This is a genomic window from Streptomyces sp. NPDC003011 (genome assembly GCF_053591515.1).
This window is the reverse complement of the sequence record NZ_JBSFTY010000107.1, coordinates 1-15,910: the sequence shown is the minus strand read 5'-3', so window position 1 is coordinate 15,910 and position 15,910 is coordinate 1. Positions and strand designations below refer to the sequence as shown.

13 protein-coding genes and 4 pseudogenes are annotated in these 15,910 nt (G+C 70.6%); 14 read left to right on the top strand and 3 right to left on the bottom strand.

Annotated elements, in window-relative coordinates; genetic code table 11:
• Positions 1-392: 392 nt before the first annotated feature.
• Both ACWD0J_RS36415 and ACWD0J_RS36410 read right to left on the bottom strand, forming a co-directional pair.
• Positions 393-1,206 (bottom strand): annotated as a pseudogene (locus ACWD0J_RS36415) (IS5 family transposase).
• A 39-nt stretch (positions 1,207-1,245) separates the two neighbouring features.
• The gene (locus ACWD0J_RS36410; RefSeq protein WP_451500148.1) at positions 1,246-2,223 is read right to left on the bottom strand and encodes a DinB family protein; all 978 of its coding nucleotides are present in this window, start codon (positions 2,221-2,223) and stop codon (positions 1,246-1,248) included.
• A 62-nt stretch (positions 2,224-2,285) separates the two neighbouring features.
• Between ACWD0J_RS36410 and ACWD0J_RS36405 the strand changes: the two genes are divergently transcribed.
• Positions 2,286-3,284 carry a helix-turn-helix transcriptional regulator gene (locus ACWD0J_RS36405; RefSeq protein WP_451500155.1) on the top strand — a complete coding sequence of 333 codons (999 nt, stop codon included), beginning with the start codon at positions 2,286-2,288 and terminating at the stop codon, positions 3,282-3,284.
• Between the two features lie 201 nt (positions 3,285-3,485).
• Here the strand turns inward: ACWD0J_RS36405 and ACWD0J_RS36400 are convergent, their stop codons facing one another.
• Positions 3,486-3,902 carry a short-chain fatty acyl-CoA regulator family protein gene (locus ACWD0J_RS36400; RefSeq protein WP_451500147.1) on the bottom strand — a complete coding sequence of 139 codons (417 nt, stop codon included), beginning with the start codon at positions 3,900-3,902 and terminating at the stop codon, positions 3,486-3,488.
• A gap of 90 nt (positions 3,903-3,992) precedes the next feature.
• On the opposite strand from ACWD0J_RS36400, the gene ACWD0J_RS36395 reads away from it, so the two are divergent.
• From ACWD0J_RS36395 to ACWD0J_RS36335, 13 genes and pseudogenes are all read left to right on the top strand, one after another.
• Positions 3,993-5,552: an ABC transporter substrate-binding protein gene (locus tag ACWD0J_RS36395; RefSeq protein ID WP_451500146.1), complete on the top strand. Its 1,560-nt coding sequence runs from the start codon at positions 3,993-3,995 to the stop codon at positions 5,550-5,552.
• A gap of 2 nt (positions 5,553-5,554) precedes the next feature.
• Positions 5,555-6,502, top strand: coding sequence for an ABC transporter permease (locus tag ACWD0J_RS36390; RefSeq protein WP_451500145.1), 948 nt, complete (start codon positions 5,555-5,557; stop codon positions 6,500-6,502).
• Positions 6,499-7,317, top strand: coding sequence for an ABC transporter permease (locus tag ACWD0J_RS36385; protein WP_451500144.1), 819 nt, complete (start codon positions 6,499-6,501; stop codon positions 7,315-7,317). The genes ACWD0J_RS36390 and ACWD0J_RS36385 overlap by 4 nt, the downstream gene beginning before the upstream one ends.
• On the top strand, positions 7,314-8,924 hold the full coding sequence (locus ACWD0J_RS36380; protein WP_451500143.1) for an ABC transporter ATP-binding protein: 1,611 nt from the start codon (positions 7,314-7,316) through the stop codon (positions 8,922-8,924). Before ACWD0J_RS36385 ends, ACWD0J_RS36380 begins: the two co-directional genes overlap by 4 nt.
• Before the next feature lie 68 nt (positions 8,925-8,992).
• Positions 8,993-9,760 (top strand): methyltransferase, encoded by a 768-nt coding sequence (locus ACWD0J_RS36375; protein ID WP_451500142.1) that lies wholly within the window; start codon positions 8,993-8,995, stop codon positions 9,758-9,760.
• Between the two features lie 15 nt (positions 9,761-9,775).
• Positions 9,776-10,810, top strand: coding sequence for a pyridoxal-phosphate dependent enzyme (locus ACWD0J_RS36370; RefSeq protein WP_451500141.1), 1,035 nt, complete (start codon positions 9,776-9,778; stop codon positions 10,808-10,810).
• A 55-nt stretch (positions 10,811-10,865) separates the two neighbouring features.
• Positions 10,866-11,645, top strand: coding sequence for a phytanoyl-CoA dioxygenase family protein (locus ACWD0J_RS36365; RefSeq protein WP_451500140.1), 780 nt, complete (start codon positions 10,866-10,868; stop codon positions 11,643-11,645).
• Positions 11,646-11,705: 60 nt separating this feature from the next.
• On the top strand, positions 11,706-12,527 hold the full coding sequence (locus tag ACWD0J_RS36360) for a Rossmann-like domain-containing protein (protein ID WP_451500139.1): 822 nt from the start codon (positions 11,706-11,708) through the stop codon (positions 12,525-12,527).
• Entirely contained in the window at positions 12,524-13,843 is a 1,320-nt protein-coding gene (locus ACWD0J_RS36355) for an MFS transporter (protein ID WP_451500138.1), read from the top strand. The genes ACWD0J_RS36360 and ACWD0J_RS36355 overlap by 4 nt, the downstream gene beginning before the upstream one ends.
• Positions 13,844-13,884: 41 nt before the next feature.
• A complete protein-coding gene (locus ACWD0J_RS36350; protein ID WP_451500137.1) occupies positions 13,885-14,268 on the top strand; it encodes a Fur family transcriptional regulator in 384 nt (127 codons plus the stop codon).
• A gap of 299 nt (positions 14,269-14,567) precedes the next feature.
• Positions 14,568-14,921 (top strand): annotated as a pseudogene (locus tag ACWD0J_RS36345) (GNAT family N-acetyltransferase); the annotation flags it as partial.
• Positions 14,903-15,724: pseudogene (locus ACWD0J_RS36340) on the top strand (ABC transporter permease); the annotation flags it as partial. The pseudogenes ACWD0J_RS36345 and ACWD0J_RS36340, both read left to right, overlap by 19 nt.
• Positions 15,721-15,910: pseudogene (locus tag ACWD0J_RS36335) on the top strand (MFS transporter); the annotation flags it as partial. The pseudogenes ACWD0J_RS36340 and ACWD0J_RS36335, both read left to right, overlap by 4 nt.

The window sequence follows — 15,910 nt, the reverse complement described above, 5'->3', positions numbered from 1 at the left end:
CTTGGTGATGCTGCCTGTGGATATGGGTGTATCAGCGGGCACTGGCGAAAACTGATGGAGCATCACGATGGTCAGCCAGCATCGATCAAGAACCGGCCAGGGCCGATCGAACTGTCCTCGTCGACCGATGAGGTGAGCGAGCACCCCGCCTCTGACCTGGCGGTTCTCTCTGTCATACGGTCGTCGTCCGCTGACATGCCCATCACCGCATCTCGCCGATTCGCCGCTGGTTGCCGACAGTTGACCTGCGTCGACGATGTGAAACGACCCTGGAATTCAGCGCGGAGTTGGCGCGAAAGCGAAGATTTTCAACAGCGCCCATGGCCACGTTTGACCACCGCTTCTCAGCCCATGAGGGGACGCTCTCCAAGCCGCCGGCGACTGACCGTGTCCTACATGGTCAGTTTGAGGAGCCGTTTGTAGCAGCAGAGAGCTGCGGCGAGGCCGAGGAAGGCCAGGTAGTTGCCGGGGTTGCGCTCGTAGCGGTGGTTGAGACGGCGGTAGCCGGTCAGCCAGGACATGGTGCGTTCGATGACATACCTTCGGCGGCCGAGTCGTTCGCTGGACTCGATGCCCTTGCGGGCGATGCGGACGCCGATGTGCTTGCCCCAGAGCCATCGCCGCAGGTGAGGTATGTCGTAAGCCTTGTCGGCATGAAGCCGCACGGGCTTGGAATCGGCTGCATGGGATGCTGTCCCATGTGGAAATGGGACAGCATCGGCTTCAGCTCGAGACTGTCGTGGGTGTTGGCTCCGGAGAGTCCGACGCGTAGGGCCAGTCCGTCCGCGTCGGGCAGGACGTGCATCTTGGAACCCGGCTTACCCCGGTCCACGGGGCTCGGACCTGCAAGTTCGCCCCCTTTTTAGCACGGACGTGAGCCGAGTCGAGGACCGCACGGGACAAGTCCGCCAGACCCCTCTCATCCAGGAGTTGGAGAACCTTCTGGTGCAGCCGGCCCCAGACCCCGGCGCGCGACCAGATGAGGAAGCGGCGGTGCACGGTCGATTTCGATGCTCCGAAGCAGGGCGGCAGAGCCCGCCAGGCGCAGCCGCTGACGAGCACGTAGATGATCGCGGCGAAAACCGCCTCATCATCGATGTTCGCGACTCCGCCGCCCTGCGGCCGAACCCGCGTAGGCGGCAGTAACGGCCTCGCCAACTCCCACAGCCCGTCCGGAACGATCCATCCCCACCGCCCACTCCCCATGACCGAACCAACGACCAACTGACCATGTAGGACACGGCCTTAGTCAGGAATGACCGCTACTGCGTCGATCTCCACGAGCGCGCCTGGGCGAGCATGTCCTGCGGTGGAAACAACCGTGATGGCTGTGCGGTGATCGCCCCATGCTGACCGCGACGCTGCGTATCCCACCTGTGCATCGACCCCGTTGACGAGGTAGATGTTGAGTTTGGCAACGTGCTCGGGACCGGTGCCCGCGGCAGCAAGCACAGTCAGCACGTTGCGCATTGCCTGAGTGGCCTGCGCCTCAATACCGTCGAGCAGGTTTCCGGTGCTGTCAGTGCCGAGCTGGCCACCGACATGCAGCATCCGGGCAGCCGGTGTGATCACGCCTTGAGTGAAGGCAGGGTTGCGGTGGAGTGTTTCAGGGTCGAGGTGTGTCGTCTTCGCGGTCATGAGTCTTTCCCGGGAGGTGCCAGGTTTCGTGTGCAGGTAGAGATCGCGCAGCAGGCAGATCTCGGACAGGTGGTGGATCAGTTCGCGGTGGATGTGCAGCACCAGATCGGCCATGGGCATCTCGGGGAAGGGCTCCTTTGCGCCGACCGGGACCCGGAGCCCGGCGTCACCAAGGCCGCGCACCCCGGCCAGCCAGACGTCGAGCTGGGCCTCGAGCTGGTCGAGTGCGGTGGCCGCGCTGCCGGCGTACTCCCAGGTCTCGTACGACGCCGCCGGCGCGCCGAAGTGCGCCGCGTTGCGCGCGGCGAGCACGCCGGTGATGACGTGACCGAGTCGCCAGGCGATCGTGGTGAAGGCCGCGGGGACCGGCTGGGGGGAGGCGTAATCCATCGTGAAGTGCCCGGCGCCGAACTGTACGGGTGCCGTCGAGCTGCCGCGCGGCCGCACACTCCAGGCGTCCGGCACCGGCGCCCAGAAGTACTCGTCGTCGGTGAGGCCATCGAGCCGGGCCTGGAGCTGATGGTTCCAGTGGAACTCAAGCTGCTCGCGCAGCGTCCGGTTCAAGTCGAGTTCGTTTGCGTCCATGGAGGCACCGTGACATCTGTAGCGGACAGAGCCGGTCCGCTATCTTTGGCAGGATGGCCGACATGGGCGTGGCGAGCGGGGACGAGCGGGGTACGACGGAGCGGGTGCTCACCCTGCTCGGGCTGCTGCAGCAGCGCCAGGTCTGGACCGGCCCCGAGCTCGCCGGCCGGCTCAGGGTCACGCCCCGCACGGTCCGGCGCGATGTCGAGCGGCTGCGCACGCTGGGCTATCCGGTGCATGCCAGCCAGGGTGTCGGCGGCGGCTACCGGCTCGGCTCGGGGCAGGATCTGCCGCCACTGCTGCTCGACGACGAGGAGGCGATCGCCACCGCGGTCTCCCTGCTCGCCGGCGCGGGTGGCGCGGTCGTCGGCGCCAGCGATGCAGCGCTGCGAGCGCTGACCAAGCTCGACCAGGTGCTGCCCACCCGGTTACGGCACGAGGTGCGCGCACTCTCCGGCTCGGTGGAGTCCTTCGGCGGAGGCCGCACGCCGGTCGGCTCCGAGGCGCTCATGACGCTGGCCCGAGCCTGCCGCGACGAGGTCGAGGCCGGTTTTGACTACCCGTCCGGGAGCGAGGTACGACTGCGGCGGGTCGAGCCGTACCGCCTGGTCGCCGCTGATCAGCGCTGGTATCTCTTGGCATACGACCTCGGCCGCGACGACTGGCGCACCTTCCGCGTCGACCGGATGACCGAGGTGTCCGCGCGGGCCTGGCGCTTCCGCCCGCGCGCGGTGCCCGACGCAGCGACGTACGTGCAGGAGGGCGTGGCGAGCCGGGTCTACCCGCACCGGGCGCGCTTCCTCGTGCACGCGGCGGCCGACACGGTGCGCGCGCAGCTTCCGGCGTCGGCGGCCGTCGTGCGACGGCGAGGGAGCGAGCTTTGCGAGGTGCTCAGCGGCGCAGCCAGCCTCGACGCCGTGCTCATGCACGTACTCCTGCTGGGGCACGACTTCAAAATACTCGACCCTCCGGAGCTCGAGGGCCGCTGCCGTGCGCTGGCGCAGAGACTGCTGGCAGCCGGTGCAACGGTCTCACCGGCGCCGAACATACAGGAGTCATGAACCACGCCGACGCCGAGTGAACGACTCCGCTGCCCCTGAGCCGAGCACGTCCCTATCCTCGGCTTCACCATGCGCCGGGGCACCACACTGACGACATCGTCGCGGAGACCCTTCTGGTGGCCTGGCCGCCGCCAGGTCACCACCGATCCGGTACCTCTGAGGATGATCCGCAGAAGCCGCCTGCCTTCGTCGTCGTCGATCTCACGAACCCGCACTCGTTCCGCCACCCACACAGCCTGACGGCAACGGCCGAACGTTGCCTGATGCGGCAGTAGACCCTCCCACCATCGAGGTCGGCGCCGACCTGGGCGGAGTCGAGATAGGTCTCGTGGTCGCAGAGCGCCAGGTTCCCGGTCGGCGATCTGTACGTGGGTGCGCCCTGGGGCGGGCGGTGAACGCCTCGTAGACATGGCACGGCGGGCAGCTGCCGCCGGCGTGGAAGAAGTAGAAGCCGGTCGCCGACTGGCGTTTGGGCAGATTGCCCGCCAAGTCGACACAGGCGAAGGAGAAGGGGACGCCGCGCAGCCGGGCCCCCTGGTTGCCGCCTGTGCATACCGATCGAACATGAGCCTGCCGGGTCCACCGAACCCGGCAGACAGCATTGACAACCGTTTTCATTTCAGTAAAGCTTTCGGCGCCACGGTCCCGGCGTTCGCTCTGCCCCGGGGTCCCGTGCGCGCCGTCCACACCAAGTGATCTGGGAGCAGCATGTCGACGTTCCGGAACCGCCGAGAGTTTCTCGCCCTGGCCGGTGCCGCAGGTACGACCGGTGCCCTGGCCCTCGCCGGTTGCGGGTCCGGTGCCGGCAGCGGTGGCGCGGCCGACGGGAAGGCGGCGCCCAAGCGCGGCGGCCAGTTACGTGCCTTGTTCACGGGTGGTGGTGAGGCCGAGACCATCGACCCTCACGCCGAGGCCCTGGCCATCGACATGGCCCGTACCAAAGCCCTGTTCGACCGGCTCGTGGACTTGGACGCCAACATGGCGCCGGTGCCCCGGCTCGCCCGGAAGTGGGAGTCCAACTCCTCCGCCACCATGTGGCGTTTCACCCTCCGGGAGGCGCTCTTCCACGACGGCAAGCAGCTCACGCCCGAGGACGTGCTGTTCAGCTTCGGCCGCATTCTCGACCCCAAGGCGACCAACCACTTCGCCCAGGGCCTGCTGTCGGTCATCGACCTGAAGAAAAGCCGGGGTATCGGCGCGGACACCGTCGAGATCGCCCTCAGCCGGCCCAGCGCCGAACTGCCCGCGCTGCTGGGCACGCTGGGCACCGCCATCGTCAGCGCCCGCTACGGCGACCCGGCCAAGCCCGTGGGCACCGGGGCGTTCCGCCTGAAGTCCTTCCAGGCCAGCCGGTCGTTCGTCGCCGAACGCTTCGACGACCACTGGGACGGCGGCGCCTACGTCGACGAGCTGCGCATCCTGTCCGCCGATGCCGACGCGCGCGGCAACGCCCTGCGGGGAGGCGAGGCGGAGTACGGCTACGAGATGACACCGACGTTCGCCCGCACCGCCGCAGCCGACAAGTCCGTCAGGATCGTCGCCGCCAAGGGCAGCACGGCCCACGCCATCGTCATGAAGTGCGACCAGGAACCCTTCGACAACCCCGATGTCACCCTGGCGTTCAAGCTGCTCGCCGACCGGGAGAAGCTGGTCGAGGTCGTCCTGGCCGGCCAGGGCGTCGTCGGCAACGACATGTTCGGCAGGGGCTACCAGTACTACCCCGAGGACATCCCGCAGCGGAAGCGCGATGTCGCCGAGGCGCGCTCCTTGCTGCGCAAGGCCGGTGTCCTCAACAAGACGCTGTCCATCTACACCTCCTCCGTGGCCACCGGCTTCGTCGAGGCGGCGACCCTCTTCGCCGAGCAGGCTGCCGACGCGGGTTTGCGGATCAAGGTCACCACCGGTTCCTCGGAGACGTACTTCAAGGACCAGCTGACCAAGGGCGTGATGGGCAGCCACCGTTCCGGCGCCATGACGATCCCCACGTACCTCAACGACCGGCTGCTGACCAAGTCCGCCTTCAACGCCTCCGGCTGGCGCCGCAAGGACTTCGACGCCGCCTTCGCCAAGGCGCAGTCCACGACCGACGAGAGCGAGCGCACCCGGCTGTACGGGGAACTCCAGCGCACCGTCCACGACGAAGGCGGGCTGCTGATGTGGGGCCACCCGGACTGGCTGAACGCGGTCTCCTCGCGCGTACGCGGCGTCACGGAGGCTCCGCCCAACACCCTCGACTCCGCCCGCTTCGACAAGGTGTGGCTGGCCTGACGATGCGTGGGTACGCCCTGCAACGTCTCGCCCTCGGGGCCGTACAACTCGCTCTGCTCGCGGTGCTGGTGTTCCTGCTGACGTCGCTGCTGCCCGGTGACGCGGCCGACGTGCGCAACAACGAGGACGCCACACCCGAGCAGGTCGCGGCGCTGCGCGAGCAACTCCAGCTGGACCGGCCGGCCCTGGAACGCTTCACGGACTGGGCGGGTGGCGTGGTCACCGGGGACCTCGGCACGTCGCTGGTCAGTGGCGGCCCGGTGCTGGACATCCTGGCCGAGTCGGCCGGCATCACCCTGGTGCTCGCCGCGGTGACCCTCGCGGTGGTCGTCCCCCTCGCGGTGCTGCTCGGCATCGCCTCCGGGCTACGCGAAGGCGGCCGCCTGGACCGGGCGGTCACTTCGGTGACGCTCGGGCTGAGCGCCGTACCCGACTTCGTCCTGGCGCTGCTGCTCGTGGCGGGTCTGTCGCTGCGGCTCGGCTGGCTGCCGGCGACATGGGTAGGGGTGGGCGCGGCCGATCTGATCGGGCAGCCCGCGCTGCTGGTCCTGCCGGTCGCGGTGGTGGCGGCACGCATGATCTGCCTGCTGTCCCGGCAGGTACGGGCGGGCATGGTGACGGTCCTCAGGACCGAGTACGTCACCCAGGCGCGGCGCCTGGGCGTGACGCGCCGGGCCCTGCTGCTGCGGCACGTCCTGCCCAACGCGGCCGTGCCCGGCATCCAGGAACTGGCCCGGGTGGGCGACAACCTGGTCGGCGGCGTGCTGATCGTCGAGGCGGTCTTCGCGATCCCCGGCGTGGCGACCGCGCTCGTCAGCGCGGTGGAGGCGCGGGACGTGCCCACGGTGCAGGGCCTGGCCCTGGTGATCGCCGCGGCGGCCCTGCTGTTCAGCCTGGCGGCCGATCTCGTCTGCCATCGACTCGTACCACGGACGGAGGTGCTCCGGTGAAGCGCGTGAACGTCCCGATGGCGCCCGTCGGCGTGGCGCTGCTCGTGCTGCCGTTGGGCATCGCCCTGATGGGGCCGCTGCTGGCCGAGCCCGCCAAGCCAGGAGCGTTCGCCCCGTACGCGGGCGGTGGCGGTGAACACCCGCTTGGCACCGATGGGTTGGGCCGTGACGTACTGGCTCTGCTCCTGCACGGCGGGCGCAGCGCGCTCGGCATGGCGCTCGGCGCGGTCGCGGTCGCCTATCTGGTGGGCGGGCTCGTGGGCCTGCTGGCGGCCTCCGCCCGCCGCCGCTGGGCCGACGAGTTACTGATCCGTCCTCTCGACGTGCTGCTCCCGGTGCCCACCCTGCTGGTGATCAGCGTGGTGGCGGTGGGCTGGCGCGGCTCCCCCGTCGCCATCGCCCTCGCCGTCGCGGCCGTCAACGTCCCGCCCGTGGCACGCCTGGTGCGGGCCGCCGCCCTGGACGCGGCGAGCGGCCCCGTCACCGAAGCGCTGCGGGTGCAGGGCGAGTCGCGGGCCCGGATCCAACTCGACCACGTGGCGCGCTCGGTGCTCTCCCCCGTCGCCGCCGACATCGGCACCCGTATCACCCTCGCGGTCTTCCTCGTCGGCTCGGCGAACTTCCTCGGCCTCGGCCTGGATTCGACCGCGCCCGACTGGGCGGTGAGCATCTCCCGCAGCCGCGAGGCCCTGCTGCTCCAGCCGTGGGCCGTGATGGCGCCCGCCGCGATGCTCGTCATGTTCACCGTGGGGCTCAACCTCCTCGCCGACCGCCTGCTGGCCCGCTCCCGCCGTACGCAGGAGGCCGTGCGATGACCTCGAAGGCACCTTCAAAGACACCCTTCGTCACCGTGCGCGGGCTCACCGCGCGTGCGGGCGACACCGTGCTGCTCGACGCGGTCGGCTTCGACCTGTACGAGGGCCACGTCACCGCGCTCGTCGGCCCCTCCGGCAGCGGCAAGACCACGGCCGCCCTGGCACTCCTGGGCGAATGCGGCGTGCGCGTGCGCCTCAGCGGGCGCGTGCAGGCCGGCTCCATCACGGTCGTGGACGGGGACGGGATCACGAAGGAGGCGGCCACCGGACTGCGCGGGCGCCTGGTCGCGTACATGCCCCAGCATCCGGGCAGCACCCTCAACCCGGCCCGCCGCACCGGCGCCGTCCTCACCGAACTCGCCCGGCTCCACCACCCGGCCGACCGGGCTCGAACCCTTACCGCCGAAGCGCTCCGAACCGCGCAGTTGCCCGCCGGGCGGGACACCGAGCGGCGCTTCCCGCACCAGTTCTCCGGCGGACAACGCCAGCGCGTCGCGCTCGCCCAGACCCTCGTATGCCGACCACGGGTCCTCGTGCTCGACGAGCCCAGCACCGGGCTCGACACGGTGACCCGGATGCGGCTGGCCGGGGAGCTGGCCGCGCTCGCCCGCACCGGCCTGGCGATCCTCCTGCTCAGCCACGACCACGACCTGGTGCGTGCCCTCGCCGACCACGTCGTCGTACTGCGCCACGGACGCGTGACCGCACAGGGCGGCCCGGCCGACGCCCTGCCCGCCCGCCGTCCGGTGACCGCCGCACGGCACGTCCCCACCGAACCGGACGGCGCCCCGGTGCTCGACGTGCGCAGCCTCTCCGCCCACCTCCACAGCCGCGGCCGCGGCCCGGTCCTGCACGGGGTCGACCTCCAACTGCCCGCCGGGGCCTGCGTCGGCGTGGCCGGCCTGTCCGGCAGCGGCAAGACCACCCTGGCGCGCTGCGTCGCCGGACTCCACGAACGCCACCGCGGCACCGTACTCCTGGACGGCACTCCCCTGCCGGTGCTGCGCCGCCGCACGACGGAGCAGAAGCGGCGGGTGCAGTACGTCTGGCAGGAGGTCCGCAGCTCCTTCGACGAGCGGCGCCCCGTGGCCGAGCAGGTCGCCCGTACCGCCGTACGGCTGCGGGGCCAGGAGGCCGACGAGGCGCGGCTCGAGGCCCTGGAGCTGCTGGGCCGGCTGGGGCTGGACGCGGACACCGTCGCGCGGCGCCCCGGGGGCCTGTCCGGCGGCGAACTGCAACGCGCGGCGCTCGCCCGCGCCGTACTCGCCGCCCCGGACGTACTGGTCTGCGACGAGATCACGACCGCCCTGGACGCCGGCTCGACAGAAGCCGTCCTGGCCGAACTCGCCCGGCTCCGGGAGCAACACGGCACGGCGCTGCTCTGGGTCAGCCACGACCTGGAGCTGCTCGCCGCCGTCGCACACCACATCGTCGTCATCGACGGCGGCCACGTCGTCGAGACCGGCACACCCGAGCAGATTCTCCACGCTCCCCGGGCCGCCCTCACGCGACAGCTGGTACGCGCCATGGACCTCCCTACGAATCTGACCTCCACGGACCTGGCAGCCACCGATCTGGCCGCCGCCCCGTCCACATCCGGCACCTGACGCAACGGCTCCGCGACAGCCACGACACCCACGGCTTCCACCCGTCACATCCCTGACCTGGAGGACACATGAGCGACACGACCGCATCGGGCACCGCCGGATCACAGGCCGACGCCTGGACCCTGCTCGAATCGCTGCCCGACACGCTGCCCCGGGACGAGATACTCGCCATCAACAGCTCCAAGTCCGAAATCCACACCCAGCGCACCTACACGTACAACGGCTGGACGTTCCAGCTGCCGCCCGGCGTCTTCAAGCCCGGCGACACCAGCCGCATCGTCCATGACCGGCTGCTGGACGGCACCATCCCGCTGGAGGGGCGGTCGTACGCGGCCATCGGCGCCGGGCTCGGTGTCGAAGCGGTGATCGCGGGCGTCAAGGGCGCCCGCGAGATCTACGCCGCCGACCTCCACCCCGACAGCGTCGCCACGGCCGCCGCCCACTACGAGCTCATCGTGGGCGACCGCCCGGGCACGGTCTTCCGCCCGCTGGTCTCCAACCTCTTCGAGGAGTTCCCTACCTCGGCCCGGCTGGACGTCATCACCTTCAACCCACCCGCGGTCAGCACGAAGACCAGCGACGACCCGACGGTCGTCCGCAATGTCTGCGTGGGCATCGACATCGTGGCGCGCTTCTTCGACCAGATCGTCGACCGCGATCTGCTCGCCCCCGGTGGCGAGGTGCACCTGATCGTGTCCAACACCTCGGAGCTGAAGAACATCGTCAAGTACGCCATCGAGGCCGGATTCTCGCCGCAGGTCACCCACCGTCAGACGTGGGAGGGCGACAACTGCCAGGCGTACCTCTTCAAGCTGCGCCGCGACCACGCCGCCTGACCCAAGGGGAGTGACATGCACGAGCACATAGCCGAAGCGGTCAAGGAGCCCGATGTGGTGACCGTCCCGCCCGGCGCGGTCTGTCTGCGCTTCGAGACGATGAAGCTCTACTCGGCGCTCGGCGCCGTGCGCCACCTCCTGGACACCGGCCAGGTCAGACCCGGTGACACGCTCGTCGACAGCTCCAGCGGCATCTACGCCCACGCGCTGGCCCTCGCCTGCCACCGCTACGGCCTGAAGTGCCACGTCGTCGGCTCGACGACGGTGGACCGGACCCTCCGCGTCCAGCTGGAGATCCTGGGCGCCACACTGGAACAGGTCCGCCCCTCCAAGAACCTGCGCCTCGACCAGAACCTGCGGGTGGAGCGGATCGGCGAACTGCTGCGGGAGAACCCCGGCTACCACTGGATGCGCCAGTACCACGACTCCATCCATTACCTCGGCTACCGGGACGTCGCCGACCTGATCGGCAAAGAGGTCCCGGAAGGACCGCTGGCGCTGGTGGGCGGAGTCGGCACCGGAGCGTCGACCGGCGCTATCGCCACGTATCTGCGCGAGGCGGGCCGTGACGTGACGCTGGTCGGCGTCCAGCCGTTCGGCAGCGTCACCTTCGGCGCCGAGCACGTCTCGGACCCGGACATGATCATCGCAGGGATCGGCAGCTCGATCCCCTTCCAGAACGTCCGCCACGAGCTCTACGACCGGATCCACTGGGTGAACTTCGACTACGCCATGTCCGGCGCGGTCGAACTCCTGCGGGCCAGCGGCATCTTCGCCGGGCTTTCGGCTGGAGCGGCTTACCTGGCCACCCTCTGGGAGCGCGAACGCGACGACTCCAGGACGTACGTCTTCCTCGCCGCCGACACCGGTCACCGTTACGTCGACAGCGCCTACGCCCACCACGACCAGGCACGCGGCCTCGGCGCCATGCGCCCCCACGAGGTCACGCAGCAGCACGAGCTGCGGCACCCCTGGTCGGCGATGGACTGGCCGCCACGCGACAGCGCACTGCTGCGCGGCGAACCGCTGCTGGTACCCGGCGCGGCCTGAGCCGGCTCCCGCCGGAACGTCCCCGCCCCCGCCCCCGCCCGAAAGGTGCCGTGCCGTGTCCCTCGACGACGAGCGCACCCGCGGTTTCGTGCTGCTTCCGCGGCTTTTCACCCCGGCCGAGACCGCGGCCCTGAGCGAGGCCGCCGAGACCGCCCTCGCCCGGGTGACCAGGCACGCACAAGAAGGGAAGACCGAGGTCACCGTGTGGCCGGACGGGCACCGGCTGGAATCGGTGGCCGGCACGACCGTGCACTGGGAGTCGGACGCCCGCCCGCCCGCGGTGCGCAGCCTCTCACCGGTCACGCAGCTGGACCCCACGCTGGATGCCCTGTGGTCCGACGAGCGGCTCACAGGGCCCATGCGGAGACTGCTGAACACCGACCGGCTCGGGCCGTTCACCTCGAAGCTCAACTTCAAGCGGGCGGGCGTCGGATCCGCGTACCGCTGGCACCAGGACTACCCGTACTGGTACTGCTGCGCGGGCCCGGACGCCGGGGACATCGCCACCGCGATGATCTACCTGGACGATGTGACGGCTGACAACGGTGCCTTGACGCTCGTCCCCGGAAGCCACCTGGCGGGGCCCGCACCGCGTGACCGGGCCGAGCCGACCGGCCTGCTGGTCGACGCCGCGCGGAGCGATGTCAGCGGCGCGGTGACCATCGAGGCCCCGGCCGGCTCCGTGCTGATGTTCCCCGGCCTCATCGTGCACCGATCCGGGCCCAACACGTCGCCCCGCGACCGGCGCTCCCTGTTGCTGTGCTTCCAGCCCGCCGGACGTCCGACGCTCGCGCAACTGCCGTACCGGTCCGAGGTCCTGCCCGATCTGCCCTGACACACCACCCGTACGACCCATGACCCAGAAGCCATGACCCAGAAGAGGAAAGCACCCCTCATGTCTCCCTCGCAGCCGCACTCCGTGCCTGATCTCCAGCAGGCCGTCCTCGACGGCGCCTACGGGCCGCCGCCCCAGGAGCTGACCGTCACCAGCGCGTTCTGGCTCCACCACACCACCCGGCTGGCCGGCAGCCAGGTCACCTACCGCAACAGCTACCTGCTGCTGCGGTCCGGCGACGCCTTCGGCGCCTGCTCCTTCGAAGCGGGCGAGCTCACCCCCGACTTCTGCGCGGACGCCTCGGGCCACACCCTCGACCACCTCATCCAGCACGAGGCGGCGCCCGTACGCGTCGCCGCCCTCGACGCCTACCTGGCCCGCGTCCGGCCACACCGCAGTTCCCCCACCGCCCAGTCCGTCACACTCCCGACCGGCACACCCGAGACCCGGGCCCAGGCCAGGGACGCGGCCGTCGCCGGACTGCTCGACATCCCCGCCGGTGCCAAGGTCGCGCTGATAGGCGTCGTCAACCCACTCGTCGCGGCGATACGCGAGCAGGGCGGCGTCCCGCTGCCCTGCGACTTCAACCTGCGCACCACCCAGTGGGGCGACCCCGTCACCGACGACATGGCCCAGGTGCTCGCCCAGGCCGACGCGGTCGTCGCCACCGGCATGACACTCAGCAACGGCAGCTTCGACGTCGTCCTCGACCACTGCCGCAAGCACGGACTGCCGCTCGTCGTGTACGCCCAGACCGGCAGTGCCGTCGCCCGCGCCTTCCTGGGCGCCGGTGTCACCGCGCTCTCCGCCGAGCCCTTCCCCTTCTCCCAGTTCAGCGCCGACGAGACCGTGCTGTACCGGTACCGGGCGGCAGGCGCATGAGCAGCGAGACCAAGGACCCGGCGGCCGAGCCGGTCAGCGACCCGAGCGCAACCGAGGAGGCGGGGAACGCGGCAGCGAGCGCCGAGGCCGTGCCCAGCGATCTGCGGATGACCCGCATCCTGTGGCCGTTCATGCTCGCCTCAGCCGTGGGCCTGGTGCCCTTCACCATTTTCAGCACCTTCCTCGTCCCCATCGCCGACGCGTCGGACAGCGGCGTCGCGGCCATGGGACAGTTGCGCGGACTCGGCGGTCTGGCCGCCCTGGCCGTGGGTACGGCTCTGGCTCCGCTGATCGACCGCGTACGCAAGGAATGGGCGGCCGCGGGCGGACTCGCCGTACTGGCCCTCTCCGCTGCTCTCGGCGCCACCGGCGAGTTCCTGCTGCTGGCGGCGTTCTGCCTGCTCGTCGGCGCGGGTACGGCCGTACTCAACCCGGCGCTCACGGCTGCGGCCGCCGACCGCTTCGACAACGACGCCGCCGCGGGCCGGGCGGCGACCCTCATCACCGCCACCCAGTCGCTCACCGCCCTCCTGGCCGCACCTCTGGTGGCGCTGCCGGCCGTGCTGTGGGGCTGGCAGGGTGACTTGTGGGTGATCGCCGCCATCGCCTCCGTACTCGCTGTGCTCTTCCTCTTGCGGGGCCGCCGCGCCGAGCAGGCCGGACACGACGCCGGACAGACCGACGAAGCGGACACGGAGAAGACGGCGCACCCGGGCTATCTGGCCTCGTTCAAGCTGCTCGGCGCGCTCCCCGGAGTGGTGCCGCTCCTCTTCGTCGCCATGCTGCGGACAGCGGCGTTCATGGGGTACCTCGCCTATCTGGCGGCCTTCTACGACGAGCGCTTCGGCCTGGACCCCGGCCCCTTCGCCATCGTCTGGACGCTGAGTGGCACCGCGTTCTTCCTCGGCAACCTCGTCGCCGGACGACTGCTGAGCGCCGGGCCGACGAAGGTGTCCAGTGAGCGGCTGATGACGCTGGCCCTGCTGGTGGCACTGTCGGCCCTGGTCGGCGTGTTCTTCACCCACTCTCTGTTCCTCGCCCTGCCCCTGACCGCACTCATCGGCGCCGGTCACGCGACGGTGGCCGCCTGTGTCACCACGCTGCTGTTACGACGCTGTGGCACCCTGCGCGGCACGGCGCTGAGCCTCAACGCCGCCGGAATGAGTTTCGGTGTGTTTCTCGGGGCGGGCCTCGGCGGCATCGGTCTCACGCTCGGCGGATACCCGGGCACGGCCGCGGCGCTGGGCGGCCTGACCCTCGTGGCCCTGATCTTCGCCCGGGCGGCCGCGCGCTCCACCCGCGCAGCGCAGGAATAGGGGAGTCTGTTGTGACGGGAGGGTCGAAACCGGGTGAGCGCATGACACGTCAGCGTGTCGCCGTGGTGCAGGCGCTCGCCGAACGTGCCCGCTTCGTGTCAGCCCAGCAGTTGCACGCCTCGATGGCCGAGGCGGGGGTTCGGGTCGGTCTCTCCACCGTGTACCGCGCCTTGCAGGGCCTGGAGCGGACCGGCGGCGCCGATGTCGTCCGCGACGAGGTGGGTGAACGGCTCTACCGGCACCGGCCGGCTGTCGGGCACCGCCACTACCTGATCTGCCGCTCCTGTCGTCGTGGTCAGCCCTTGGACACCGATGTCGTCGAACGCTGGATAGTCCGCGTTACCCAGACCACCGGGTTCGCCGAGGTCGAGCACACGCTGGAGCTCACCGGGGTGTGCGCGCGCTGCCGCTCAACCGTCGGTTAGCAAGCCTCGTCCGCGCCCACGACGTCGGTGCTCAAGATCTTGATCGGGTTTTGGGGACCCACACGTCCTGCTGCTCACGGCACGTTCGGGCTCCGGAGGGACAGCCGGCGCGGAGAGGAGCTGTTCGTGCCGGATGTGAGTGCCGGAGCCTCGGGTGGTGCCGGCCGATCGCGTCGAGAGGCTACGCAAGGAGCGCCCGCCGGGATCGATGACGAGGTGGCGGCGGGAAGCCGCAGGAGTGGTGATCGGGCAGTTATGCCGGGAGTTCCATGCGTGAGGATCCCGCTGTGCCGAGGCACGAGCGGGACGGGACGGTGGCGGCCACGGCCGCGCTCGACGCGCGGGGACCCGGCCATCCGCCGAACCCTCGCTGGCTGGCCGAGCGGTATCCCTCGGGTGAGACCGCGCAGTTGCGGCGGGTGTACGCGCGTCCCGAGCACCGGCGGCGCGGACTGGCCCGGCAACTGGTGGAAGGGCTGCTGGAGTTCGCGAAGGCGGACGGCGGCTACCGGGCCGTGTATCTGCACACGTATCCGCACTCACCCGGCGCGATGGGCCTGTGGCAGACCCTGGGCAAGGCGGTCTGCGACGAGCGGGAGGAAGTGCCCGGCGGCGGGAGCGGCGTCGTGCACTTCGAGATCCCCATTGTTTAATGAAAACGAACACCGGCGTCAAACTCCAGGCCCCGTCCGCCGCGCACCCCTTCGGCACCGACGCGCTCGGCCGCGACCTGCTGGCCCGCATCGCGCACGGAGCGCTGAGCACCCTCGCCATAGCCCTCGCGGTGAGTGTCGCCGCACTCGTGGCCGGCGTGCTGCTGGGACTGCTGGCTCGGCTGTCCGCCCCGCTCGTCGACACCGTCAACGCCGTACCCGCCGTGCTGGCCGCTCTCCTCATCACCGGCATCGCGGGCAGCGGCCCGTGGACCCCGGCACTCGCGGTGGCCGTCGTCGCCTGGTCCCCGCTGGCCACCCACACCTCCGCCCTGCTGCAACAGGAGCGCGCCACCACCCACCTGACCGCCACCCGAGCCCTCGGCGCCGGACGCTGGTACCTCCTGTGGCACGGACTGCTGCCCGCCGTCCTGCCGCCGGTCACCCGGCACGCCCTTGTCCGGCTGCCCGGCATCGCCCTGTCCCTGGCCGCCCTCGGCTTCCTCGGCCTGGGTGCCCAGCCGCCGTCCCCCGAGTGGGGCCTGCTGCTCGCCGAGAACCAGCCGTACGCCGAACGCGCCCCGTGGGCGGTCCTCTTCCCCGCCGCCGTACTCGCACTGCTGGGCGCGCTCGCGGTGACCGCCGTGGGCGGCATACGTCTGCCCCGGCGACGCACGCGGCCGGCACGCCCGTCCAGAACACCCGGCGAGACCGTGAGAGCCGTGCCCGCGCCGGAGCGGCAGCCGAGCCGCCCGGACGCCCTCCTGACCCCCGTGCCCTCCTCACCCACAGAAACCCCATGACGGATCTCATCTCCCGCTCCTTGGCCCGCCGAGCCGCCCACATCCCCAAGGGCGCGACGCCCAAGGCCCCGCGCAAGCGGACCTGGAAGCTCTGGAAGGCCCTGTCACCTCTCCTGCGGCTCCTGATCGTCACCCAACTCGCCTTCAACATCGGCTTCTACGCCGTCCTGCCGTTCCTCGCCGAGC